At 43.0% G+C, this 25744-nt stretch carries 23 protein-coding genes and 1 pseudogene; 19 read left to right on the top strand and 5 right to left on the bottom strand.

What is annotated here, in order from left to right; translation table 11 throughout:
- Positions 1 to 120 precede the first annotated feature (120 nt).
- The 4 genes from AB6D58_RS14975 (at position 121) to AB6D58_RS14960 (ending at position 4982) form a co-directional block, all read left to right on the top strand.
- Positions 121 to 957, top strand: coding sequence for an AraC family transcriptional regulator (locus AB6D58_RS14975; protein WP_017070518.1), 837 nt, complete (start codon positions 121 to 123; stop codon positions 955 to 957).
- A 211-nt stretch (positions 958 to 1168) separates the two neighbouring features.
- On the top strand, positions 1169 to 2353 hold the full coding sequence (locus AB6D58_RS14970) for an amino acid aminotransferase (protein WP_017060118.1): 1185 nt from the start codon (positions 1169 to 1171) through the stop codon (positions 2351 to 2353).
- An 11-nt stretch (positions 2354 to 2364) separates the two neighbouring features.
- On the top strand, positions 2365 to 3051 hold the full coding sequence (locus AB6D58_RS14965) for an ATP-dependent zinc protease (protein WP_017069095.1): 687 nt from the start codon (positions 2365 to 2367) through the stop codon (positions 3049 to 3051).
- A 323-nt stretch (positions 3052 to 3374) separates the two neighbouring features.
- Positions 3375 to 4982: an ABC-F family ATPase gene (locus tag AB6D58_RS14960; RefSeq protein ID WP_080582218.1), complete on the top strand. Its 1608-nt coding sequence runs from the start codon at positions 3375 to 3377 to the stop codon at positions 4980 to 4982.
- Between the two features lie 137 nt (positions 4983 to 5119).
- Here AB6D58_RS14960 and AB6D58_RS14955 read toward each other — a convergent pair whose 3' ends face one another.
- Together AB6D58_RS14955 and AB6D58_RS14950 are read right to left on the bottom strand one after the other, a co-directional pair.
- The gene (locus AB6D58_RS14955; protein WP_017060115.1) at positions 5120 to 5644 is read right to left on the bottom strand and encodes a hypothetical protein; all 525 of its coding nucleotides are present in this window, start codon (positions 5642 to 5644) and stop codon (positions 5120 to 5122) included.
- A gap of 98 nt (positions 5645 to 5742) precedes the next feature.
- On the bottom strand, positions 5743 to 6135 hold the full coding sequence (locus AB6D58_RS14950) for a YgiW/YdeI family stress tolerance OB fold protein (RefSeq protein WP_017064574.1): 393 nt from the start codon (positions 6133 to 6135) through the stop codon (positions 5743 to 5745).
- A gap of 286 nt (positions 6136 to 6421) precedes the next feature.
- Here AB6D58_RS14950 and AB6D58_RS14945 point away from each other — a divergent pair, with 286 nt between their 5' ends.
- The 4 genes from AB6D58_RS14945 to modC are packed head-to-tail and all read left to right on the top strand — an operon-like array spanning position 6422 to position 10505.
- Entirely contained in the window at positions 6422 to 7888 is a 1467-nt protein-coding gene (locus tag AB6D58_RS14945) for a cobyric acid synthase (protein WP_372052282.1), read from the top strand.
- 56 nt (positions 7889 to 7944) lie between these two features.
- Complete coding sequence (modA, locus tag AB6D58_RS14940; RefSeq protein WP_017060111.1) at positions 7945 to 8703, top strand: molybdate ABC transporter substrate-binding protein; 759 nt, start codon at positions 7945 to 7947, stop codon at positions 8701 to 8703.
- Complete coding sequence (modB, locus tag AB6D58_RS14935; protein ID WP_017060110.1) at positions 8704 to 9402, top strand: molybdate ABC transporter permease subunit; 699 nt, start codon at positions 8704 to 8706, stop codon at positions 9400 to 9402.
- Complete coding sequence (gene modC / locus AB6D58_RS14930) at positions 9399 to 10505, top strand: molybdenum ABC transporter ATP-binding protein ModC (protein ID WP_017067812.1); 1107 nt, start codon at positions 9399 to 9401, stop codon at positions 10503 to 10505. The genes modB and modC overlap by 4 nt, the downstream gene beginning before the upstream one ends.
- Before the next feature lie 311 nt (positions 10506 to 10816).
- Here modC and AB6D58_RS14925 read toward each other — a convergent pair whose 3' ends face one another.
- On the bottom strand, positions 10817 to 11254 hold the full coding sequence (locus AB6D58_RS14925; RefSeq protein WP_017060108.1) for a DUF3069 domain-containing protein: 438 nt from the start codon (positions 11252 to 11254) through the stop codon (positions 10817 to 10819).
- A 131-nt stretch (positions 11255 to 11385) separates the two neighbouring features.
- Between AB6D58_RS14925 and AB6D58_RS14920 the strand changes: the two genes are divergently transcribed.
- Both AB6D58_RS14920 and AB6D58_RS14915 read left to right on the top strand, forming a co-directional pair.
- Positions 11386 to 12357, top strand: coding sequence for a diguanylate cyclase (locus tag AB6D58_RS14920; RefSeq protein WP_170791831.1), 972 nt, complete (start codon positions 11386 to 11388; stop codon positions 12355 to 12357).
- 78 nt (positions 12358 to 12435) lie between these two features.
- Positions 12436 to 13446 carry a Solitary outer membrane autotransporter beta-barrel domain gene (locus tag AB6D58_RS14915; protein WP_372157660.1) on the top strand — a complete coding sequence of 337 codons (1011 nt, stop codon included), beginning with the start codon at positions 12436 to 12438 and terminating at the stop codon, positions 13444 to 13446.
- Between the two features lie 144 nt (positions 13447 to 13590).
- Here AB6D58_RS14915 and AB6D58_RS14910 read toward each other — a convergent pair whose 3' ends face one another.
- The gene (locus AB6D58_RS14910) at positions 13591 to 14832 is read right to left on the bottom strand and encodes a GGDEF domain-containing protein (RefSeq protein WP_032546996.1); all 1242 of its coding nucleotides are present in this window, start codon (positions 14830 to 14832) and stop codon (positions 13591 to 13593) included.
- Positions 14833 to 15329: 497 nt separating this feature from the next.
- On the opposite strand from AB6D58_RS14910, the gene AB6D58_RS14905 reads away from it, so the two are divergent.
- The 9 genes from AB6D58_RS14905 (at position 15330) to AB6D58_RS14865 (ending at position 23956) form a co-directional block, all read left to right on the top strand.
- A complete protein-coding gene (locus AB6D58_RS14905; RefSeq protein WP_017060104.1) occupies positions 15330 to 15698 on the top strand; it encodes a late competence development ComFB family protein in 369 nt (122 codons plus the stop codon).
- Positions 15699 to 15736: 38 nt separating this feature from the next.
- Positions 15737 to 16018, top strand: a complete 282-nt coding sequence (locus AB6D58_RS14900) for an HlyU family transcriptional regulator (RefSeq protein WP_004731023.1) — start codon at positions 15737 to 15739, stop codon at positions 16016 to 16018.
- 300 nt (positions 16019 to 16318) lie between these two features.
- Positions 16319 to 17866 carry a Re/Si-specific NAD(P)(+) transhydrogenase subunit alpha gene (gene pntA, locus AB6D58_RS14895; protein WP_372157659.1) on the top strand — a complete coding sequence of 516 codons (1548 nt, stop codon included), beginning with the start codon at positions 16319 to 16321 and terminating at the stop codon, positions 17864 to 17866.
- A gap of 10 nt (positions 17867 to 17876) precedes the next feature.
- Complete coding sequence (gene pntB, locus AB6D58_RS14890) at positions 17877 to 19274, top strand: Re/Si-specific NAD(P)(+) transhydrogenase subunit beta (RefSeq protein ID WP_017064580.1); 1398 nt, start codon at positions 17877 to 17879, stop codon at positions 19272 to 19274.
- A gap of 289 nt (positions 19275 to 19563) precedes the next feature.
- On the top strand, positions 19564 to 21036 hold the full coding sequence (gene vxrA / locus AB6D58_RS14885) for a sensor histidine kinase VxrA (RefSeq protein WP_017065947.1): 1473 nt from the start codon (positions 19564 to 19566) through the stop codon (positions 21034 to 21036).
- Positions 21011 to 21670, top strand: coding sequence for a response regulator transcription factor VxrB (vxrB, locus tag AB6D58_RS14880; RefSeq protein ID WP_017060099.1), 660 nt, complete (start codon positions 21011 to 21013; stop codon positions 21668 to 21670). Before vxrA ends, vxrB begins: the two co-directional genes overlap by 26 nt.
- Positions 21670 to 22557, top strand: coding sequence for a DUF2861 family protein (locus AB6D58_RS14875; RefSeq protein WP_372084215.1), 888 nt, complete (start codon positions 21670 to 21672; stop codon positions 22555 to 22557). The genes vxrB and AB6D58_RS14875 overlap by 1 nt, the downstream gene beginning before the upstream one ends.
- Positions 22558 to 22607: 50 nt before the next feature.
- Positions 22608 to 23762: a conjugal transfer protein TraF gene (locus AB6D58_RS14870; protein ID WP_372157656.1), complete on the top strand. Its 1155-nt coding sequence runs from the start codon at positions 22608 to 22610 to the stop codon at positions 23760 to 23762.
- Between the two features lie 41 nt (positions 23763 to 23803).
- Complete coding sequence (locus AB6D58_RS14865) at positions 23804 to 23956, top strand: YoaH family protein (RefSeq protein WP_004731009.1); 153 nt, start codon at positions 23804 to 23806, stop codon at positions 23954 to 23956.
- A 546-nt stretch (positions 23957 to 24502) separates the two neighbouring features.
- Here AB6D58_RS14865 and AB6D58_RS14860 read toward each other — a convergent pair.
- A pseudogene (locus AB6D58_RS14860) lies at positions 24503 to 24991 on the bottom strand (GGDEF domain-containing protein); the annotation flags it as partial.
- Positions 24992 to 25744 lie beyond the last annotated feature (753 nt).

The raw sequence follows: 25744 nt of genomic DNA, 5'->3' as shown, positions 1-25744 counted from the left end.
CTATTTTCAAAAGCTGTCTATTTGTCAAAACGATCTGTTTTCAAAATCATCTATTCCAAAACTATCGAATGACTAAAGTGGCGATTTAATTGCAGGCAAACCTAATGAGCGACCAGTGAAATGAGTGAGAAACACGAACGGTACGAGATCTCTGATCAGACACACCAAGAGTTTGTCGATCAAAGCCATGTATTGGCATTCGAAGAATTGGGTATCGTTCAGTGTGGGACGGCGTCGTGCCGAGATTTCTTTTCTGTCCATCGGAAGAATCCACAGAAACACATGCTGCTTTACACGGTTAGGGGCAAAGGGTGGTTAGAAAGTGGGGCGTGTCGCTATATTCTAGAGCCGGGGTCGTGCATTACTGTGCCTGCAGGCGTTGAGAATGGCTTTGGGATTGAAGAAGAAACATGGCAGATAGCGTGGATCTTTCTATCGCCTGATAAGCATTGGGATAATGTCGTCAATGATGAAGTGAGTTATACGCTCTCTCCTGCAGCCGAAGTCGTCTCGTCTTGTATTCATACCTTGCTGAGAAGTATTGCCTTGCCCATTGATTTAGGCGGAGCGATTGCCATTCACAGCGTAGCCCAAATAGAGTTCATGATTAATGCACCAGTCCCGCAGCAACAGTCTCGAAATTTGATTCGCTTGAGACGTGTGTTCGACAGTGTTCAAAAGCAGCTTCATAAAGAGTGGAATGTGCATGAGCTAGCAAACCTATTTCCTTGTTCAGAGCCGCACTTCCATCGTTTGTGCCAACGTTATTACTCTCATAGCCCGATGACTCATATTATGCGTATGAGAATGGAATACGCTGCTCGTTTGTTGAAATCGAGTGATTGGTCGATTCAACATATTGGCGAGATCGTGGGGTACCCGAATGCAGCGAACTTTAGTACTCGATTTAAAGCTTGGTCGGGCATGACACCAAGGCAATTCAAACAAGGCATTTAGCTGAGAATCAACAAGGTACTTCTTAAACAAGCTACTGCTCTTTTGATAAAGCACTAAAAGTGTTCGAAATTTACGCTGTTTTGTGACGTAAAATGACCAATCTCTGTTTACTTATTCTAACTAAGCGCTTCTATTAAAAAATGTTTCTGATTTGTCTACGATAATGTTAACGTGAAACTCATTACTTGAATTTCAAAGGGTTGTGACTTTCATGTTTTCACATCTACCAAAACCAACTTTAGATCCAATTCTATCTCTTTCTGTTGCTTACCGCGGCGATACTCGTACTGATAAAGTCGACTTAGGCATTGGCGTTTACAAAAACGATCAAGGCGAAACTCCGATCATGAAAGCCGTTTCTATGGCTCAAGATATCGTTGTTGAAACGCAGAAAACCAAAGCTTACGTTGGCCTAGCAGGCTGTGAAGAGTTCAACCAGAGCATGGTTGATCTGCTGCTTAAAGGGACTTCTGCAATGGATCGCGTTGCTGCGATTCAAACACCGGGTGCAAGTGGTGCACTTCGCATGTTGGGTGACTTAATGAAAGTTTCTCAACCAGACACCACGGTTTGGATTTCAAACCCAAGCTACGTTAACCACAAACCGGTGATGGAAGCGGCAGGCTTAAAAGTTCGATATTACAATTACTTCAGTCCTGAAACGAAGCAAGTTGATACTGCAAGAATGTTGGATGACCTTTCAAAAGCGGGTCCATCAGATGTGGTACTACTGCACGGTTGCTGTCATAACCCAACGGGTGCGGATATCGACTTTGAGGCGTGGCAGGAAATTACCAAACTATCGCAGAAAAATGGCTTCTTGCCGTTCGTTGATATTGCTTACCAAGGCTTTGGTGATGGCTTAGAAGAAGACGCAAAAGGTCTTCAACACATGGCTAACAACGTCGAAGAGATGTTGATTACGACATCTTGCTCGAAGAACTTCGGTTTATACCGTGAAAGAACGGGTGCCGCTATCGTGATTGGCAAAAACAGCGAACACGTTGGCAATGCTAAAGGTAAGCTTCTAACGCTTGCTCGTTCAACTTACACAATGCCGCCAGATCATGGTGCAGCTTTGGTTAAAACAATTCTTCAGAATCAAGAGCTAACCTCGATTTGGAAGCAAGAATTGAGTGAAATGCAGCAACGTTTGTTAAATCTGCGCCAAAGTTTATGTGATGAATTGCGAAATACTTATAACACGTCACAATTTGACTTCATTGAAAGCCATAAAGGCATGTTTAGTGTACTAGGCTTTAAAGAAACTCAAATGAATCAATTACGTGAAGAATATGGAGTCTATGGTGTTGGTGATGGACGCATCAATATCGCAGGCCTTTCCGAATCTCATATTCCTTATGTAGCAAAAGCGATAGCAAACGTTTCAAAATAGAAGGTGACTGAATGTATAATTGGAAAGCGATTGTAGTTTTAATGCTAAGTGGTGGCCTGTTTGCTTGTTCGGCTACAACTCAAGCTCCTGTTGAGCCAGAGCAAAAGCCTCAAATCGAACAACCTGTTGTGGATGACTCTTCAAAAACTGACGCAACAGAAGGCGAGAAAGTAACGGAACCTACTGAGAAGCCTGAAGAAGTAAAACCAACTGAGCCGGAAGTAAAACCTGCACCTGTTGAAAAACCAGTAGAGAAGGTTAGAAAAACAAGTGACGGCAAACTGATTCTTGGTGAAGAAGAGTGGGTGTTTGTTCCTGGTTTAAAAGAAGCGTTTAAAGCACGTGTCGATACCGGTGCAACAACCTCTTCAATCAGTGCAGTTGATATTGTTGATTTTGAACGTGACGGCAAAGACTGGGTTAAGTTCAAGATTGAACACGACGGAATTACAACTGAAGAGATCAGCTTACCAGTAGAACGCTGGGTTAAGATCAAGCAATCAAGCGCAGAAGGCACACAACGACGCGCTGTGGTTGTAGCTTCGATTCAAATTGGCGATCTAAAAGACAAAACTGAATTTACGCTAGCCGACCGAACGCATCTTTCTTTCCCACTTCTGTTGGGTAGAAGCTTCTTTAGAGATGTTGCGGTTGTCGACGTGAGCAAAAAATACGTTCAGAAGAAAATTACTAAATAACAAGTTCTGCTCGTCATCAAAGCTTTTCGTTTGAAGAGCTATAGTTTCAAAGGTGACGAGCTTAAAAGACTTTTAGTGTTGATAAATGAAATCCCTACCAGTTCTGCTGGTGGGGATTTTTTTATTTACACCCCATAACGTATGAAAAGCATCTAAATGGTCTATGTTTACTATTCGTTTACTGTTTAGCCTCGACAACGTGATCGAGATCTCTATATAATCCGCGCTTCGATTTTTGTTTAATCCATACTTTCGTACTTCTTATTTAGGTTCTTGAAATAGCCTAATAATTATCTGTCAGTACACGCTTAGGAATTAGTTCTTTGATATCTACCGCGAACATCACAATGCAATTTGGCGCAGAGCCGCTGTTTGAAAACATCTCTGCTAAATTTGGTAACGGCAACCGTTATGGTTTGATCGGCGCTAATGGTTGCGGCAAATCAACGTTCATGAAAATCCTAAGTGGCGCATTAACGCCAAGCTCGGGCAACGTTTCTATCACTCCAGGAGAAAAACTGGGTGTGCTAAGCCAAGATCAGTTCGCTTTCGAACAGTACAGCGTTATCGACGTTGTGATCATGGGCGACAGAAAACTTTGGGAAGTAAAACAAGAACGTGACCGCATTTACTCTTTGCCAGAAATGAGCGAAGACGACGGCATGAAAGTCGCAGAACTTGAAAGTGAATTCGCGGAAATGGATGGCTACACAGCAGAAAGCCGTGCTGGCGACATCCTAATTCAAGCGGGTATTGAAGAAGAGTTCCATTTCGGCTTGATGCAGCAAGTAGCTCCAGGTTGGAAACTGCGTGTGCTATTGGCACAAGCTCTGTTTGCAAACCCAGATATCCTGCTTCTTGATGAACCAACCAACAACTTGGACATTCACACGATCAACTGGCTTGCTGAAGAGCTAAACCAGCGTAAATGTACAATGATCATCATTTCGCACGATAGACACTTCCTGAACTCTGTGTGTACACACATGGCAGACATCGACTACGGTGAGCTACGTGTCTACCCTGGTAACTACGAGTACTTCCTAGAAGCATCTGGCTTGATTCGTGAACAGCTTTTAGCAAGCAACGCTAAGAAAGCGGCTGAAATCAGCGAGCTTCAAGATTTCGTAAACCGTTTTGGTGCTAACGCATCTAAAGCAAAACAAGCAAGCTCTCGTGCCAAGAAAATGGATAAGATCACGCTTGATGAAGTGAAATCATCGAGCCGTATGAGCCCATCTATTGATTTTGGCGAAGGTAAGAAACTACACCGTCAAGCGCTTGAACTTCAAGACCTTGGTCACGGCTTCGATGGCGAAACATTGTTTGCCGGTGGTAACTTGCTGCTTGAAGCGGGTACTCGTCTTGCGGTTATCGGTGAGAACGGTGTAGGTAAAACCACGCTGCTACGTTGCCTAGTTCAAGAGCTAGAGCAAAACGAAGGTATCGTAAAATGGTCTGAAAACGCATCTGTAGGCTACTGCCCACAAGATAGTACGTCTGACTTTGATAACGACCTGAGCATCTTCGATTGGATCTCACAATGGCGCACAGTGAAGCACGATGACCTTATGGTACGTGGCATTCTAGGTCGCCTATTGTTTACTGCTGACGATGCGAACAAAAAAGCGCGTAACTGTTCTGGTGGTGAGAAGAACCGTCTGTTATTCGGCAAGCTAATGATGCAAGACATCAACGTGCTTGTAATGGACGAACCAACCAACCACATGGACATGGAAGCAATCCAAGCCCTGAACGACGCGTTGAAGGTTTACACTGGCACGCTTATCTTCGTAAGCCATGACCGAGAGTTCGTTTCTTCATTAGCAACACACATCATCGATGTAAAAGATCAACAGCTAGTGAGCTTCCAAGGTACTTATGAAGAGTACTTAGATCACCAGAAAAAGATGCTGATGGTTAGCTTATAAAGCAAGTCGCTGGCTCAGGTCGTGAACGACTAAAAGCCAGCGAAACTAACAAACAAAAAAGCCCCGAACATTAATATGTTCGGGGCTTTTCTATGTAATACGTTTAGCTATTTATTACTCAGTAATTGAAATCTAGATTAGAATCCGAATCGAGCCGACATTAAGATTTGGTGGCCATATGTGCCGTTATTGCGCATATCAAGACCAACAGACAGTTGATCAGTTGAATGGAAACGAGCACCGATACCCAAAATTGAACGAGTGTCATCGTTGTCGATCAGTTGACCAAGGCGTGCGTTAACTTCAACGTTTGCCATTAACCAAGCTCTCAAGCCAAGGTTAATTTCTGTTTTGATGTGGTTATCGTCATTCCGTTCAATGTTGTGCAGTAACATTTGGCCAGTAACGTCAGCAAATTGACTGATTGGGCCGTTGAATCCCATACCTACCGCTGCATCCCAATCACTTTCAAATTCTGAATCGATACGAGCAACAAAATGAGAGTTCTGAGTGAACATTGTTGTGACTTCACCACCGAAAGTACTTGGGCTAGTACCCATGCGCAGCTCGAATGTGTTGTAGTTAAAGTTGTTTGCAGACGCAGAGAATGAACACAGTGCAGCGAGTCCTAAAAGGACAGTCTTATTCGTGCAACCTAGCATGGTGACTCCATATAAATTGTATTTTGCGGCAGTATAATACAAAAAAGCCTGCAATATGCAGGCCAATTATTTGAAGTCGGTATTTTTATATTAATCGCTTATAGAACCTGGATGTGGTCCACTTCGATTTCAGGTGTCTTACCACCTTCATATTCACCGAAGATACGAACTTTTGTATCAGCGGTCAGTGGTTGTGCTAGGCGGATATCATCATCAAGTTCGATTTGAATTTCACTCTGGCCATCAGAGAAGACAAACGTGTCATTCTTAAGTTGACGAACGATCTTGCCATCCACAATTGCTTCTTGCTCTGCGAACATGCTTGTGTCGGCAAGTAGTGTCGCAACAGAAACGGTTTCAATTGGGCCAGTATAAGCAATAGCGCTTTCGTGCTTGCTGTTGACATTATTATTGCTGTTGTGGTCACTAGCCATTGCGAAAGTAGGAGCAAGGATAATAGTAGATGCGATAGCTAATACAGTTTTTTTCATGGTGAATCCCTTAATGTTGTTTTTAGTAGAAACGTTTTTCTGAATTTGAAACGTTTCTTTTCGTTAGTACGTTTTTTGTTGAAGCGCCTGTTATCGTTCACAAGCTTCGTTTCGATGGAGCTATTAAACAACACTGGGGTTGAATCCAGAGTGAGTAACACATTCATTTTCCATTCATTTTATTGAGCATCTACTCGGCAATGACGTTAAGATGGTCGCAGAGAAATATTGCCCACAGCTATAAATTGAAAATTAAGAAATTAAGAAATTAAGGATTTAAGTACAAATGCGAGCACCATTAAGTGCCCTTATGGTTCAAGGGACAACGTCAGATGCCGGAAAAAGTGTTTTGGTGGCAGGTTTATGCCGTGTTTTGGCAAGGAAAGGAATCAAAGTGGCACCTTTTAAGCCACAAAACATGGCGTTGAACAGTGCTGTGACAAAAGATGGTGGCGAAATTGGCCGTGCTCAAGCGGTTCAGGCGCAAGCTTGTAATATAGAGCCAACCGTTCACATGAACCCTGTATTGCTAAAGCCCAACTCAGATACCGGCGCGCAAGTGATTTTGCAAGGCCGAGCGCTGAGCAACATGGAAGCGACGGGTTATCATGATTACAAGAAAGTGGCGATGGATACAGTTATCGATTCGTTTGACCGACTTTCTGAAGAATATGAGAGCGTGATGATTGAAGGTGCGGGGAGCCCAGCCGAAATCAATCTTCGTGAAAATGATATCGCTAACATGGGATTTGCTGAGAAAGCGGACATCCCTGTGATCATCGTTGCTGATATTGACCGTGGTGGCGTTTTTGCGCATCTCTACGGGACATTAGCTCTATTGTCTGAATCTGAACAAGCTCGTGTAAAAGGCTTTGTGATAAATCGTTTTAGAGGCGATATCGCACTGCTTCAATCTGGCCTAGATTGGCTAGAGGAAAAAACCGGCAAGCCAGTCATTGGTGTTTTGCCATATCTGCATGGTTTTAACTTAGAAGCGGAAGATGCCATTACCTCTGCTCAAGAGTCTGACGGAGAAGCTAAGCTTAAGGTGGCGGTGCCAGTGCTAACCCGAATCAGCAACCATACAGACTTTGACGCGTTAAGATTGAATCCTTCGATTGATTTACGTTATGTCGGTAAAGGCGAACGTGTAAACAATGCTGATTTAATTATCTTGCCGGGTACAAAGTCGGTAAGAGCAGATTTGGATTACCTAAAAGAACAAGGCTGGGATAAAGATATTCAACGCCACCTGCGCTTAGGCGGCAAAGTGATGGGTATCTGCGGTGGCTACCAAATGTTAGGTAACATCATCCACGATCCTGATGGCGTTGAAGGGGAACCCGGCAGCAGCGAAGGGTTAGGGTATCTCGATACTGAAACGACCCTTACACAGCAGAAAACCTTAACCAACGTACGCGGCACCATGACGCTGGATGGCAAAACAGCACAAGTAAAAGGGTATGAAATCCACGTAGGTAGGACTGATGTCAAAGAAACAGCCTTACCGGTTCAGTTAGAATCTGGCAGCCTAGATGGCGCTGTGAATCAAGATAACTCGATTTTTGGTACTTACTTGCATGGCGTATTCGACAACAGTGATGCGTTGTCGCTTATTTGCGAATGGGCAGGAGCCAACGATGTGACCGCGATTGACCACGAACAGCTTAAAGAGCTGGGTATTAATCGAATCGCTGATGCCATCGAAGAGTACTTAAATCTTGATCTGCTTTGGCCAGAGTTAACAGCTTAAGCCGCCATTTAGAAGTTAGCTAAAGAACTTAAACGAACAATAGATAAGTGATAACAATGAAAAAGCGAGTCTTCCTTTTAACCATGGCTTTAACTTCGGCATTGAGTTCTAGTCATCTTTTTGCTGCGGAAAAGCTACGAGTTTACGCTGCATCGTCGATGACCAATGCGGTTAATCTGTTGGTTGAAGAGTTTGAGAAAGACCATTCTGTCGATGTGATTCCTGTGTACGCGAGTACGTCGTCTTTGGTGCGACAAATCGAAAGAGGAGCACCAGCAGACATTTTTATCTCGGCAAATGAGAAATGGATGACGCATTTAGTCGATCGTAAATTGGTTTATAGTGACAATGTCACAAACCTATGTGAAAACGAACTGGTGCTGATTGCTCCTAAAGAGACATCGGTAACGTTAGACCTATCAAAAGGTGAACAATGGGCTAAACTGCTTACTAATGAAAGGCTTGCAGTGGGTAACACCATGTCGGTTCCTGCTGGTATCTATGCAAAAGAAGCGTTAGAAACGTTAGGTGTATGGGACGATGTGAAAACTCGATTGGCACCAAGTAACAATGTTCGTATGGCCTTAGCCTTAGTCGAGCGCAGTGAAGCTAAGCTTGGCATTGTCTACAAAACGGATGCGTTGCTTTCTAAAGAAGTAAACCTAGTGTCGACCTTCCCATCAGATCTGCACACACCAATACGTTACCCTGTAGCGAAGTTGAGTGATAAAGTTGTGGCAGAAGAGTTCTATACTTTCCTAAAGAGCGAAAAAGCGAAAGACACCTTGAACAGTTTTGGATTTGAAGTGCGTTAAATGATGTATTTATCGGAATACGAATACCAAGCCTTAATGCTGAGCTTAAAAGTCGCTGGGTTTGCAATCTTATGGCTTATCCCTATCGGTATTGGCTTAGCATGGCTACTTGCTAAGAAACAATTTGTAGGTAAGAGCATTGTTGAGAGTATTGTCCATTTACCTTTGGTACTTCCACCTGTGGTTATTGGCTATTTACTGCTAGTGATGATGGGCAGGCAAGGTATCATAGGTTCGTGGCTCAATGACGTGTTTGGTATTGTATTCAGCTTTAGCTGGAAGGGCGCGGCACTCGCTTGTGTGGTTGTGGCGTTGCCGCTGATGGTTCGCTCTATTAGATTGAGCCTAGAAACCGTAGACAGTAAGCTTGAAGAGGCGGCTGCTACATTAGGCGCTTCACCTCTTCGTGTGTTTTTCACGATCACTTTACCCTTGATGATCCCAGGGGTCATTACCGGCACCATGCTTTCATTCGCAAGAAGCCTAGGGGAGTTTGGCGCGACCATCAGCTTCGTTTCAAATATTCCCGGTGAAACTCAAACCATTCCTTTGGCTATGTATACCTTTATTGAAACCCCTGGCGCTGAAATGGAAGCCGCGCGTTTGTGTGTCATTTCTATTGTGATAGCGCTGGGTTCATTGATGCTATCTGAGTGGCTCAACAAAAAGTCAGCACAACGCTTGGGAGGCAATGCATGAGTGCTTTGATCCTCCAATATCAACAACAACTTGGTGAAACGTTCTTTGATATCGACTTGGAATTACCAAGTAGCGGCATTACGGCAATTTTTGGTCGTTCTGGCGCGGGTAAAACCTCACTTATCAATGCAATCAGTGGCCTTAAACAGCCCGATAAAGGTCTGATCAGCGTATCTGGAACCACACTGTTCGATAGTGAAAATGGCATTAATTTGCCGACTCACAAACGCAACGTCGGTTATGTGTTCCAAGAGTCGCGATTGTTTCCACATATGAAGGTGGCAGCGAACCTTAAATACGGTATGAAAAGCGTCGATCAAGCGCACTTTGAGCAAATAGTCTCGCTGTTGTCTTTGGGTTCATTGCTTGACCGATACCCAGCTCGTTTGTCTGGCGGTGAGAAGCAACGTGTGGCGATTGGCCGCGCTTTGTTATCAAAGCCGAGCATTTTGTTGATGGATGAGCCTTTAGCGTCTCTCGACTTGCCTCGTAAGCGCGAAGTGATGCCATTTCTGGAAAACTTATCCGAAACCGTCCAAATACCGATCATCTATGTCACTCATAGCCTCAATGAAATTTTACGCTTGGCAAATCACCTTGTGATTATTGACCAAGGCAAAGTGATTTCGTCGGGTGTGACGGAAGAGGTTTGGGCATCGAGAGCCATGCAACCTTGGCAATCTTTCTCAGAGCAAAGCTCGTTGTTTGAAGCGACATTAGCGGAACACAATGATGATTATGCGCTGTCTCGCCTGATGCTAGGAAAGTCGACGTCGTTATGGGTTCAGAAAGTATCGAGTGAGCTTGGTACGACAGTGAGGCTGCAAGTTAGGGCAAATGATGTCTCTATCACGCTAGAACGGCCGAAAGGGACTTCTATACGTAACATCCTTCCAGTGACCATTAAAAGTGTAGAGACGCACCAGCAAGGCACAAATAAGCAGAGTGTCGCTGTCGAGCTAGAGTTAGAGTCTGGGTGCTATCTATGGGCAACCATTACTTTGTGGGCGCTGGATGAGTTGAATCTAGAAATCGGGCAGCGTGTTTACGCTCAAATTAAAGGTGTGAGTGTCGCTCAAAGAGATATCGCGGTAACGCATTAAACCTGAGAAGGTTTGCTTTTCGATATTGTCGCGATACTGCCTGTTATAGGTTCTGAAAATTCGATCTTGATTCCATGAATGGATACATGCGTCATTTTTATACGGTATAACTGCCAGTTTTGCGCCACACTATATGAGTGTTAAAGCATATGATTTGTCGAATCATATGAACATTAGCAACAAGAACATACAGACGTAACGATCGACGAACAGAAAATAGCGGATATAAAAAAGCCGCGTGTTTAAAGAAACATGCAGCTTAATTCTAAGTAGTACTGTTAGCGCTTAGCCTAGTTTAGGCGACTAGCGACTTACTTAGTAAAAACTTCTTTGAAATCACGCTTCAAGATTGCATCACGACGAGCTTTCTTGATTTGTTTAACCATGTCTTTTACACAGTTGTGTAGAACTTGGTCTAGCAGTTGAGCACGGTACTCTTCTTTTTCTTCGTCAGACATGTCTTCTGGAAGTTTAAGAGTAGGGAACTCTTCCATCACGTTAACACCAGCGAAAGCTTGGCTAACTGAGATTAGAGCGTGGAACTGCTCGAAGTTGTCTAAAACATTTTGTGCGCTTGCTGGAAGACTATCCCAAGCTTCGCGTACTGCTTCTTCAGACACTTCGTGAATAGAAGTAACCATAAAGTGCATCTCTTTTGGTACGCCATCAAATTCGATAACTTGACGAAGTTCTGGTGAGATGGTGGTTAAATCGATTTCTTGTTGTTCGTTGTTTGTAGCGTCTGACATAGTATTTCTCTTTAAAAAGAAACAATGCTAAAAAGATCTGTAAAAAAGTCAATATAATATAGAGATTAGGGCATGATTTAAGCCCAAATTTGAGCTACTTTGAATATTCAACACTAGATAAAGGTGATGTGATGATAGAAAAGGGATCTTCAATGCGCATATTGCTGGTTGATGACGTTCAACTAGACAGGATGCAACTTGCTATCCGACTCAAGCAACTGGGTCATATTGTAGAAGCTGTCGGTAGCGGAAAAGAAGCCCTGAGTGTTTATTCTGATTTTGATCCTGAACTCGTGTTACTTGATATCAGCATGCCTGATATGGATGGTTTTGAAGTGGCGAATGAGGTTCGAAGCCGATTCCCAGAATGGGTTCCCATCATCTTTCTTAGTGGTCACGAAGAACCTGAGATGATCGCAAAAGCGATTGACGCTGGTGGCGATGATTACCTGATCAAGCCAGTAAACAAGGTTGTTTTGAATTCTAAGCTGATTGCGATGCAACGTATCGCGCACATGAGACGAGAGCTAAAACAAAGCACAGCCAAACTCGAAGAACTGAACATCCTTCTGCAGCAACAAGCCAACGAAGATGGCCTGACCAAATTGTATAACCGTCGATATATGGATACTAAGCTTGAAGAGAGCATAGCGTGGCACGGAAGACGTAATATATCCATGACAGTCATACTTCTAGATGTAGACTTCTTTAAGCCTTACAACGATAATTATGGTCATATTCAAGGGGATAAGTGCTTACAAGGGCTTGCTAATACCTTGAAACAGCTGTTTGTTCGTGCGGGAGAATTTGTAGGTCGTTATGGCGGTGAAGAGTTTGTTCTGATTCTTAGCGATACAGACAGTGAAGGCGCTAAGGTACACGCGACTCGAGTTAAAGAGGCATTGCATGAGATGAACTACGCTCATGAACACTCAACGGTATCGGATAGAGTGACAGCGTCACAAGGTGTGTTGTCATTTGTGCCAGAAGGTGGCGAATCTATTGCGTCTATTTACGAAAAGGTCGATCAAGCGCTTTATCAAGCGAAGCAAAGTGGTAGAAATACCTTTGTACAACGTAACATTTTGGAGCTTGCGCGTTAGTTGGCGAGCTCTTTTAGATATTTGAATTTATACTTCTAATAGCGTTTGAGCTAGGAAGTGCTTTAAGTGATAAAAGAAATGCCACATTCGAAGTCATTTTCTATGACTAACACATCTTGGACGCTTGCGGTTCCTCTATTTTTTACCGCTTTGGCGACCACTGTTAATGCCAATACGCTATCTGATCTTTTTCGAAAGGATCTAGAGCAGAGCTTTGCCACCAGTGTATTGCTCAACGACACCGATGTTTTCACTTTTGGTATCAATAACTTTGACCCCAATAAAGTGTTTAGTTTGGACAATGAAGACATCGGTTCGAATGATTCGGTAAGTCGTCGCCAAAACATCACCTCCCTGAGTTTGCCTTACACATTTGAATTACCAAGTTACATCGAAGACAACCATCAAGAGGTGACGCTACGCTTGTCTGCATTGCGAATCGAGAACGATGTCGAGTACGCGGCAGCAAACAGAAACGATTTTCAAAAAGAGTCGGTAGTGTCTGGCTACGTCGAATTCGCGAATGTGTCCCAGCTAGACGAATATTGGAGCTTCAGCTCTGCAATCGGTAACCACATCTCTTACTACCGCAATGATTTTGAATATCGCGCTTCGTTGCTAAAGCCTATTCAAGACCAACTGGATGGCGTATATCTCAATACTGATGCTTGGGCTTACATCATCGAGCCTAAAATCAAGCTGATGTACGAAGATAAGAATGACTGGGGAAAGTATAAATTGAGCACCAGTTGGCATTACTTTAATGGCATCGGCTGGGGCGAGGCGAATAATGGCAATGTCGGTCATCCTGAAGGGTGGTATATAGCCAATGAAGCCAAGGTTTTCTATGATCTCGTGCGTTGGGATAAGAACATCACTTCGATGTACTCGAGTATAAGACGAATTGATATTGGTGGTGACACCGTGGCATCTATGGGCACCACATCTTACTACGAGGGCAGTGTTGGTTGGTTGCTTAACCCAAACCTGTTTAATGAGTGGGTCGATAACGTGGGAATAGGTTTTACGATTAACTACGGAAGTAGCTTAAAAGGTGGCAGCTTGGTTATATTCTTCAACCAAGATTAAGCTCTTTTTTCCAGTTAAGCCCATACGGCCTCAAATCAATGAGGCTCGTTGAACTTGGAAGTGATAGTTATTGAAGCAGATCGCTATTAATGGCTTAAGCTATTTAGATCTCTAGCACTCAATATCTTTCGCTATCAACTATTGTTAACGGTCAATACACAGTTTGTTTCGACCGGTTTCTTTCGCTTTATACAGCGCTTGGTCAGCAAGCTTCAACACCTCTTCAGGATGTCTGGTGGTTGTACTATCAGACAATCCAATACTCACCGTCACATTCACCACTTCCGATGGTTTGCCTTTCTTGCCACGCTTTTTCATACCCACTTCATGATCGTCGGGGCGTTCATGACTATTACGAATCGTCATGTCGTAGTTTTGAACCTCGGAAATCAGAGCTTGAAGGTGCTCTTTAACTTGTTCCGAATGTTTTCCTTTGAAGATAATCGTGAACTCTTCTCCACCATAGCGATAAGCTTTAGCGCCGCCTGTGGTTTCCCTCAGAATGCGTGCCACCAGTTTTAACACATCGTCGCCAATGTCATGTCCGTAGGTATCGTTGAATTGTTTAAAGTGATCAATATCGACCATCGCCATCGAATACTTACGCCCCAAGTGCTTCATATCGACTTCTAAGGCGTGTCGACCGGGAATGTTAGTCAGTTGGTCGTTAAAGGCCATATCATGACTAGCAGACATCACATAGACGATGATCAGTGTGCCTGACAGCGAGAACATGGTGCTCGAGATGTACTGAATATCGAAGAAGATGAACGTACAAGAAGAAAGCAGGATAGCGCTATAAACCACAACATCGATAGAGCGGTTATACACCAACACGAGAATGGCAGTAAGGCCAAGCAAGCAAAGGCTATACAGCACTAAAACAAAAGGCAGTTTGGAGAAGTCTCTGACAATAAATAGAAGACCATCACTCCATGATTCAAAACCGCCGGCATGGAAGTGAGAGACGATCAATTGTGCCCACACCATAAACAGAACAAGAACGATGGCGTAGAGCAGCATCGACTTTGAGTTTACGCCGTTATCAGGGAAGGCATAAACAAGTAAGCAAGTGACAGGTACTAAGGCCGCAAGTAACGAGAGCTCTAATAGCGTTGTGCCAGTATTGAGAGGCGTTTGTAAGCGAACTTGGATGATCAGATAAGCGACAAGCATGGTCACCGATACCATCGCCATTCGACCTTGTCTGAACGTATGGCATAGCAGAACCGCAACGCTCAATAAAATGTAAGGGAGGTTGCTAGCAAACCCTAAATTTGAGTCCGTCACGAGAATGACGTTGTCCATACCAACGAGCAAAATTGTTAACAGGACTAAAGGGAAGCAAAATCGAAACATGCTCGACGTTACAAAAGATGATGCCATTTATGTGGTGAGCCTAACTATATTGATGATCTTATTATTTAATACTATGCGTAGGATACGGTTAAACAAGCGATTGCCAAGCTTTTTGCCTAAATTAGAGCAAAAACATAGTCATAGGTCGCTATTGGTGCAATCATTTTTATATGTATTTTGAGTTGCTATTAACCTTAGAACGAACTACACAGTATATATGAGAAATTAATTAGTCGTTATAGATACTTAACAAAATCTGCTCTGCTGCTCTTACGTTGGCGCTGTCACTTAAAGGGCTTGATGATCAGTTATCATTGAGTGACCTTTTCATTAAGCGACGAAGATCTGTAATGAAGTCAGAGTAAGATTAAATAATGCCTAAGTTTCAACTATGGACAGTAAAACCTATAACTGAGTTATAGAAAGCTATTAGGAATTGCATGGTTTCAAGTGACTATTGCATGGTTTCAAGTGACTTTAGAAACGACTGCGACTAGAAAAACCGCTACAAATGGAGGTGTGGTATGCAAATTAGTGTTGATGTACATAACTATATGGAAACTCTGGTCGGTCATGTATTGGCTACCGAGGAATATGTGTCTAGTTATACCAACGAACAGTTGGCCGATCTCGCGTGCTTGGCTTTGGGCCAGCTAAAACCTATCTATATTCGTTTTGATATCGATTTTCTGTCAGCATTGCCAGAAGACAAATTGGTGCTCTATAAACGCAATAGTGAGATCGCGGTCAAAAATGCAGAAAGTATGATTATTGACGATCGAAGACGTGAACGTGATGACAATGTGCCTGTTATATTTAGTCAACACAATTTTGACGATGACGTAGAATTGCAATGGTATGAAAAGCCGTTGTTGAACCGTAAACAGTCATGATAGTTTAGGGTGAATACGGTCATTTAAGGAGTAAAAACGTGGGATTCTTTTCTAGATTATTTGGTGGCAAAGAAAAAACCGAACAAAAAGTAGAGATTGAGCCAGTCGAATATAAGGGTTTCAATATCTATCAAGATGCCATTGCAGAATCTGGTCAATACCGTGTTGCTGGGCGAATCGAGAAAGAATTCGATGGTGAAATCAAAACTCACCGTTTTATTCGTTCAGATGTTGTTTCAAACAAACAAGATGCCGACGAATTGATGCTCAAAAAATCGCAGATGTTCATCGACCAAATGGGCGACAATATATTTAGCTAGCCAATTAGGGTTAGAATTGATGTTGGTCATAATTTAGAGAGCTTTCAGTGTATATGCTGAAAGCTCTTTTTAGTTTTAGGGACAAAGAACAGCTAGTAGGTTGTTATTAAAAGGATTATTTGCAAGTGGTTTGACCTCTTCGTTCGAGACGGTCGTCATTTATCCAAATGAAGCGCTCAAACTCCATCCAAATCGTTATAAGTAATAACTTTTCCTGTTCTTTGAACAAAACGCTTGAAGTATTAGTTGTCGTTAGATACAAACGAATAAGTCATTCGTGCCAATAGTCAAGGAATAGCTATGCAAATTGGTGTACCAAGAGAAACGCTCGCTGGTGAAACGCGAGTCGCTGCTTCGCCGAAATCGGTAGAACAGCTTCTAAAATTAGGATTTGAAGTTTGTGTTGAATCACAAGCAGGTGCGTTAGCAAGTTTTGAAGATGCAGCTTATGAACAAGCTGGAGCAAAAGTTGTCACCGCAGATGAAGCTTGGAAATCCGATATTATCTTTAAAGTTAACTCTCCGATCGTTGACGAGTCTAAAAATGAAATCGATCTTCTTAAAGATGGCGCAACATTGGTCAGCTTTATTTGGCCTGCCCAAAATCCAGAATTAATGGAACAATTGTCCAGTCGTAACATCAACGTGATGGCGATGGATTCTGTACCACGAATTTCAAGAGCTCAGGCGTTAGATGCATTGAGTTCTATGGCAAACATCGCGGGTTATCGTGCTGTTGTTGAAGCGGCGCATGAATTTGGTCGATTCTTCACGGGTCAGATTACGGCTGCGGGTAAAGTTCCACCAGCAAAAGTACTGGTTGCAGGTGCTGGTGTTGCTGGCCTAGCGGCAATTGGCGCTGCGGGTAGCTTGGGTGCGATCGTTCGTTCATTCGATGTTCGTCCTGAAGTTAAAGAACAAGTTGAGTCGATGGGTGCTGAATTCTTGGAAGTGGATTTCAAGGAAGATACCAGTGCTGGTGACGGCTACGCAAAAGAGATGTCTGAAGCATTCAATAAGAAAGCCGAAGAACTTTATGCAGCTCAAGCGAAAGACGTTGATATCATCATTACAACAGCGCTGATTCCAGGTCGCCCGGCTCCGAAGCTGATTACCAAAGAGATGGTAGACAGCATGAGTGCAGGTAGTGTGATTGTAGACCTTGCGGCAGCCAATGGCGGTAACTGTGAATACACGGTTGCGGATCAAGTCATTACAACCGCTAACGGCGTTAAGGTGGTTGGTTACACTGATATGGTTGGTCGACTGCCGACTCAATCATCTCAGCTGTATGCAACGAACCTAGTTAACCTTTTGAAACTGCTTTGCAAAGAGAAAGATGGCAACATCAATATCGACTTTGAAGATGTTGTTCTGCGTGGTGTTACTGTCGTTAAAGAGGGCGAGGTCACTTGGCCAGCTCCACCAATTCAAGTTTCAGCTCAACCACAACAAGTTAAGCCAAAAGCGGCCAAACCAGAGCCTAAAGTTGAAGAACCTGTTTCTCCAATTAAGAAAGTGGCGGGTATGGCGGTAGCTGTTGGTGCATTCGCTTGGGTAGCTTCGGTTGCTCCAGCTGCGTTCTTATCTCACTTTACCGTTTTTGTTCTCGCTTGTGTGGTGGGTTATTACGTAGTTTGGAATGTAAGCCATTCTCTGCATACGCCTTTGATGTCCGTGACTAACGCGATTTCAGGCATCATTGTAGTAGGTGCACTGTTACAGATCGGACAAGGAAGTGGCGTCGTCACGTTCTTATCATTTATTGCCGTATTAATTGCAAGTATCAATATCTTTGGTGGCTTTACCGTGACCAAACGTATGCTTGAAATGTTCCGTAAAGACTAAGGAGTAACAGATGTCTGAAGGATTAGTACAAGCAGCTTATATTGTTGCTGCTGTATTTTTTATTATGAGCTTGGCTGGGTTATCGAAACAGGAATCTGCGCGTGCAGGTAACTATTACGGTATCACGGGTATGGCAATTGCGTTGATCGCGACGATCTTTGGCCCTCACTCTGCTGGTATTGTGTGGATCATCATTGCTATGGTGATCGGTGGTGGTATTGGTATCCACTACGCAAGAAAAGTAGAAATGACTGAAATGCCAGAGCTGGTTGCAATTCTGCACAGCTTCGTAGGTATGGCTGCAGTACTTGTAGGTTACAACAGCTACATCGATCCACCTGCTGCTGTTTCTATCAACCCTGCAGATATTCATGCAGAGCACGTTATCCATCTAGTGGAAGTGTTCCTTGGCGTGTTTATCGGTGCGGTGACGTTCACGGGTTCTATTGTTGCGTTTGGTAAGCTTCGTGGCGTTATCTCTTCGTCTGCATTGAACATCCCTCATAAGCACAAGTGGAATCTAGCGGCTATCGTAGTTTCTACACTGCTGATGATCATGTTCGTTAAAGCAGACGGCAGCATGTTCGCACTAATGGTGATGACACTTATCGCATTCGCATTCGGTTACCACCTAGTGGCATCGATTGGCGGTGCAGATATGCCAGTAGTTGTCTCTATGCTGAACTCGTACTCTGGTTGGGCAGCAGCAGCGGCAGGTTTCATGCTTGCAAACGATCTGCTTATCGTAACTGGTGCATTGGTTGGTTCGTCGGGTGCGATTCTGTCTTACATTATGTGTAAGGCGATGAACCGCTCTTTCATCAGCGTTATTGCTGGTGGATTCGGCCAAGAAGTGGTTGTGTCTGATGGCGATGAAGAGCAAGGTGAACACCGCGAAACATCAGCTGAAGATGTGGCTGATATGCTGAAAAACTCTAAGTCAGTAATCATCACTCCTGGATACGGCATGGCAGTAGCTCAAGCACAATACCCAGTGCATGAAATCACTGAGAAGCTACGAGCGCAGGGCATTAATGTTCGATTTGGTATCCACCCAGTTGCTGGTAGGTTACCGGGTCACATGAACGTACTGCTTGCTGAAGCGAAAGTGCCTTACGATATCGTTCTAGAAATGGACGAAATCAACGATGACTTCGATGAGACAGATACTGTATTGGTAATTGGTGCGAATGACACCGTAAACCCTGCAGCACTTGAAGATCCAAACAGCCCAATTGCTGGTATGCCAGTACTTGAAGTTTGGAACGCTCAGAATGTTATCGTATTCAAGCGTTCGATGAACACAGGTTACGCCGGTGTGCAAAACCCACTGTTCTTCAAAGAGAACACGCAGATGCTGTTTGGCGATGCTAAAAAGAGTTGTCTAAGTATCTTAGAACATCTATAGAGATCACCTCTAAACAATCTGTAACAACTCGATAAGGAGCTCATTTGAGCTCCTTTTTTTATCTTACGAAAGCGACTCTATGTGTGATCTCAGTTGATACGAAGTTGACGAAGCCTGATGCAAAACTTGTCGCAATTGAGGTTTGGCTTGCCAATCAGCCTACTAGTACGTATGTACAATGTGGCCGTAATATATTGGCCTTTATCTCTGTAGCTCGCCATTCTCAAAGTTTTTCATGCGGTTAAAAATTTATCTTTGATAGCGAATGGTATATATTTGGTTGATCTATATGAATTTGCGTTGGTTTGTGATCATCAAAAGAACATTTACTCTTCTTATCGCTACGTTGTCTGTGTCTGCAAACGCATTTGCTGACTCTTTACCTGAGCGTATCGATAATTTCACCAAGCTCTTTGATCATGAAACGGCAATCGAATCTTACGATATTCGAGTGCTACAGGCTGATTATCCAACACGTTTGATCATGCCGTCTTCTATGCTGCCACAAACAGCAGAGTACCCGTTAAAAGACATTCAGCGCTTGTACCAGTTATCAAAAACCTGTAGTGGTAAACTGCCGTTAAGCCCTTTGATTACTGAGCCTTTAGTTTTTACTCGTGCAATGTGTAAAGGCACCAAGCTTTCTGACCGTTGGTTTAGCCGTAGTGGTTTGATTCACCCTGGCGGCGGTTCTTATGCGGCACGATACGTTGAGAAGTACCCAGAAAAATTCGACTCTCTGAAGCGCTTTATGCATATTCAAGAGCGACCAAACACCGAACACGATGAACTACTGTCTCGCTTGCAACAAATGGATAGCGAAGCAATCACCGCGCTGTTAGCGGGTGCCAGTATGTTTGTTGAGCTTGATGAGATGTGGGTAAAACGCGGCGACAGATATTACCTGTATAAAAAATCAGTCTGGAACGAAAATGCCACGCTTGCTGGGTTATCGTTTAGCTTGTCTTCAGAAGGTAAAAGCTGTTTTGTCCAGCGTGGTAATGTGTGTTGGGAAATAGAAGATCATTCAGAGCTTCTGCAAGTCGCCATGTTTATCTTGGTTATTGCCAACATCATGCTTGTCTTAGGTTGGGCGATTTACCGCTGGAACAGCAAGAAACAAGAGATGAAGAGTCGCATGCTGGTTCTTCAAATCCTAACGCACGAATTAAGAACGCCGATTGCGAGTTTGTCATTGACGGTGGAAGGGTTCAGGCGTGAGTTCGAACACTTACCAGAATCGGTATATGATGAGTTCCGTAGGCTGTGTGAAGATACACGCCGTTTAAGACAGTTGGCGGAAGCAAGTAAAGATTACCTGCAATCAGATAATCAACCGCTCGCAACAGAGTGGGTGCCAAGTGTTGAAGAGTGGCTCCAATACAAAGTTGAAGAAGACTTTGCGCCGGGGATTGAACTCCGTGTAAACAAAGATATAGCTGCAAAAGTGAACGTATATTGGTTGGGAACGTGCATCGATAACCTAATCAGAAATGCCGTGAAATACGGTGTGGCTCCAGTAATTCTAGAACTGAATACTTCTGACAAGAAGCTGACATTCAAAGTTATAGATAATGGAGACTTGTCTCGCAAAGATTGGGGGCAACTAAGAAAGCCATTCGTAAGTAAGAGTGGACTCGGTTTAGGTCTGACGATAGTGGAATCTATGGTTGGAAAAATGGGCGGTCACATGACGCTTATCGGCCCCCCAACAACATTTATTTTGGAGATACCTTGTGAAACAGACATTGCTTCTCGTTGAAGATGATAAAAATTTAGCTGACGGTTTATTAGTTAGCCTTGAGCAAGCTGGATATGAATGTTTGCATGCAGAACTGATCTCTGAAGTTGAAGGCTACTGGGAACAAGCGGATCTAGTGATTCTAGACCGTCAACTTCCTGATGGCGACTCAGTAGATTCACTTCCAGGTTGGAAGAAAAAGAAAGATATCCCAGTTATTTTGCTGACGGCTCTCGTGACAGTAAAAGACAAAGTAGCGGGCCTAGATTCAGGTGCAAACGACTACTTAACAAAGCCATTCGCAGAGGCTGAGCTATTTGCTCGAATTCGTGCTCAACTTCGCCTGCCAGATTCTGAAGAACAAGATGCATCAAAAGTTATCGCTCAGAATCTTGTTATCGATAAAGCGACACGTGAAGTGTTTTTCAATGAACAGGAAGTAACGTTAACGCGCACTGAATTTGACCTTCTACTGTTCTTGGCAAGTAACCTTGGACGTGTGTTTACACGTGATGAACTGCTTGACCATGTATGGGGTTACAACCATTTCCCAACAACACGTACGGTAGACACGCACGTTCTGCAACTAAGACAGAAACTGCCGGGTCTAGAAATTGAAACGCTGCGTGGCGTTGGTTACAAGATGAAAGCGTAATGAGAATAGCCTTACTTCCACTATTAATGTTTTCTTGCGTAGCGAATACCGCGCAAGCAACGGATTGGTTTAAGAGCAGCGATGCTCTGACTCAAGTTCATAAACATCTGCTAGATAATGATTTACCTCAGATGTTTGACTCATTAGTGGAAGTTTGGCAAATCAACTCGTCTCAATCACGAGAAGATCACCTCAATGAACTATTCGATCAAGCATTGAACAAAGATTGTGGTAAAACTCTCACCAGAAAAACACTCCCAGATTGGATTAGTTCAGTCGTCGTTAAAAGACACATCATTCAAAGCCCTGGCCGAGATACCTTTCGTGTATCGATTAATGTTGAATCCGAAAACAACATTCAAGACATTACCTTCGAGAAGTGGGTCGATAAGATCGTTTCTTCGGACAGTGAGTTAACCAAAGACAGTGAAGTGGTTAACAACGCATCGGTGAGTCTATACCGCAAGCGTTACAATTTAGTCTCTCAACTTGAATCCGGTTTATACCGTTTAAGCGTTAAAGGTGATGGCGGAAAGTCTTGGAGCACTTGGGTTGTTTTGGGTGAAGTTGCCATGCGTCAACAAGTTCGCTGGGCATCAAAAGACACGTGGCGAATCGATAAAAAAGAACTACTCAATCCTTATTGTCCGCTCCCTAAGCTCGAAATCGGTTTGTACGATTACGTTGATGAACACTATGAACAGGTCTGGGGCAAGAGCTACGAATCTGATTATCCAATGAACCTTACTGGTGAAGAACTTCCTAATGATCGCTATGTTTTAGCGGTTTCAATGGTGCATTCACGCTGGCAAGGCGACATAGCGATAGAACAAGCACAAACTATCAGTAAAACTTATGATATTTCTAGCGAAGAAGAGTTAAAGTAATTTAAAATTGTGCCGTTAACTATGTAAGGGATCTAACAAAGATAAACGGCATGAAAAAAACTACAAAACTACTCGCAGCGTCAATTGCATTCGCCAGTCTTCCTCTTTCAGCAGCAAACTACGCCATTGAAGCGCGTGGTGATGCGATGGGTGGTGTTGGTGTTGTTTCAGCAAACTTCCTAACTGCTCCATTCTATAACCCAGCACTTGTTGCCATTTATCGTCGTAATGATGACATGGGAATGATCACGCCAAGTTTCGGCGGTAATTATAATGACCCTAATAACTTAGTTGATGATATCGATAATTTAGTTGACAGCATTGAGTCAGGTACTGTGACTGGTTCTGATCTAGATGCTCTTAATGGTGATAGCCTGAATGTTGATTTAGGTGGTGTTGTAGCATTCGCTCTACCAAATCAGTATATTGCAGCAAACGTATTTGCAAAAGCATACACTGAATCATTTGTAACCCCTGATACATCTAGTGACGCTGCTAATAGTGACTTGGTTAATGCTGAGTTAACTGCTGTTAAAGCTGTTTCTATTGGCATTATGGAAGCTGGTATATCATTAGCAAAATATCAAACGTTCATGGGACAACATTTGTCGTTTGGTATTTCTCCAAAACTCCAAAGAATCTATACGTATAACTACATTGCCTCGGCACAAAACTACGATCTAAGTGATGTTCGAGAAAACGACACCGCGGAAACTACATTTAATATTGATGCAGGTGCGCTTTGGTTTTACGGCCCATTTAGAGTGGGTTTTTCTGCAACGAATATTATAGACCGTGAGATTGAAACTAAATCCGTTAGCCAACAGCTAACAAGCAGCACAGGGACTACAAGAACAGTAACATCGAGTCATTCTTATAACCTGGGGCCTGTCTACACTGTTGGTGCGGGGATCGTTTCTGATTACTTTACGTTGAGTGTTGATTATGATTTGAATGAAGCAGAGAAGTTTACTTCGTTCGAAGACAACGAACAGATGATTCGTGTTGGTACTGAAGTCGACCTGTTACGTCAGCTTAAGCTAAGGGGAGGGTACTACAAGAACCTGGCTTACTCTGATTCAGAAGGAACAGTGACAGCTGGTGTTGGTATCTCGCCATTGAACTTGTTTCAGCTAGATCTAAGTGCTAACTACACGAATGAAAATGCAATGGGTGCATCCATCAATTTCCTTGCTAGTTACTAACAGTCCTTATATAGTTCTGCTCCTAAATAAAGGAGCAGAGCATGCTAAACGACTTACCAACCCTTTCTCACGAAGAACAACAGAAAGCTGTTGAACGAATTCAAGAAATGATGACCCAAGGCATCAGCACAGCACAAGCTATCAAAATCGTTGCTGAGCAAATCCGTGAAGAAATGAGTAATAAAGAAGAGTAGGGCATCAGCCCTTCTTTTTTAATACGATAGTGCACTATAACTAAATATATTACCCTCTAGTATATTATCTCGTACATACCTGCTCTTTAGTTTCTCTAAATCCCGACCTGTCCAAAACTCTTAAATACTTTTTATTCAAAAAGTTACATCAGAGTAATTAACTTCTCAGGCTTTACTTGGCTTTGGGTTGTAATTAAATTACAGCAAGACCTGAAAGTAAAACAATCACCACTTTTGGTGTCAGTATTTGTGTCACCGCACCTAAGTGGCTAAATATATGGTGTTTTTACGGCTAGTGACGTCGTGACTTGTATTTTGAACGGATGAGAATCCATGAATGTTCAGAAGCAGACAAATGATGATTTCATCGAAGAACAGAGTGAGACAATCCACAGCGGTAATGTTCAAAACCGATATCGCGAATGGCTTACCACCGCTTAGAGCAAGCTTCGTTGCCACATATGTGCTTTACAGAATAAGTATTTAAAAAGCTTACGAGGCGTAAGGTGTTGTGTAGAAGTCGATTAAGGAATGCGGCGCGTATCAATTTGAGAATGCTAAATTGATGTGTTTTCTATTGGGGAATGATAAGTCTAAGCGATAGAACTTGTTAGAAATAGGGTCGCTTTGAGCGCTGTAGTTGTCGTCGTGGTTACGTATGTAGAATCGAAACCTTGGCTCCTCTTGACCTTCATATTCTATATTGATGGTGACCGAATCGAACGTTGAGAGATCGAGCCCTTTATTTTGGGTCGATATAACGAACTCAATTTCACAGAAGGGTAAGCTATAGGTTTGTTCAAAGTCACACTGTAACTCAATTCCATCTTCTGACTTATGTAATGAGCCTACGGTGCCACCATCGTAGTCTCTGTCCGTATTTACGCGCGTAGGTTATCTGTCAGGTGTGATGATGTAGTTCTTATCCATGAGCGTATTAAAAGAGATCAACGACACTAGCGTGATTGCTAGGCAAAAATACGCGCCCAGCGACAGATATATGCCTAAATAGCGTTGTTTTTGTTCGGTATTTATACGAAAGGTAACGTTTTTAAGGGGATAATAATTTAACTGTGTAAATATACAGTTGTTATTTGGGTTCTTTATTTTGTGTTCCATAGGACCAAGCTTTACCTGTACAGCTAGCTACAGTGTCACTTTACTTATTGATTACATGTGTCGATAAACATTATAAGCTTTCTAATCTCAGGCGGTAACACCATTGCGACTTCAAAGCAGGCATATCAGTTAGAGAAAACAAGTAAAGAAAAACTAAGCGCAATGGGTTTAAAGTAACTCTTAGGTTTATTACCAAAGCTACCTAAGTCCAATTGAACGTAATTTCAGGGCAAACCGTGATTATGGATCTCCCAAGTATCGGTGTTGTGTACCAGCAATAAGTGTAATGAATCTATGCAAACTGAACACAAAGTACTAACTCTAGAGAGAATCGTTAAGAAGGTTTGAAAAATGTGTGTGCGAATCTACGTAAGACAGACGAACTTTATTAGCTGATGGATTTGAACGAAAGCTAAGCATGTGCAGTTGATAAGAAACATTGGTCGCGTGTGTGAAATCTGGAATAGAAACAACAGCAATGCTTACAAGAATTGCACACAGCGCAGCGAACCGTTAGTGCAAACAGAGAAGTGGCATATAAGTTAAACCAGACGGACAAAGTTTCGCGTCAATTAGATTTTCTGAATGAAGATTGAATTGTGTAGACGCTGGCCTGATCCGCACCATAAGTTTTGGACACTGAGTTAAGTGAGTACAATCACTAACGAG

This window comes from Vibrio sp. 10N.239.312.D08 (assembly GCF_041466145.1).
GTDB lineage: Bacteria > Pseudomonadota > Gammaproteobacteria > Enterobacterales > Vibrionaceae > Vibrio > Vibrio crassostreae_C.
The sequence above is the reverse complement of the archived record's forward strand: the minus strand, read 5'-3'. Positions and strand labels throughout refer to the sequence as shown.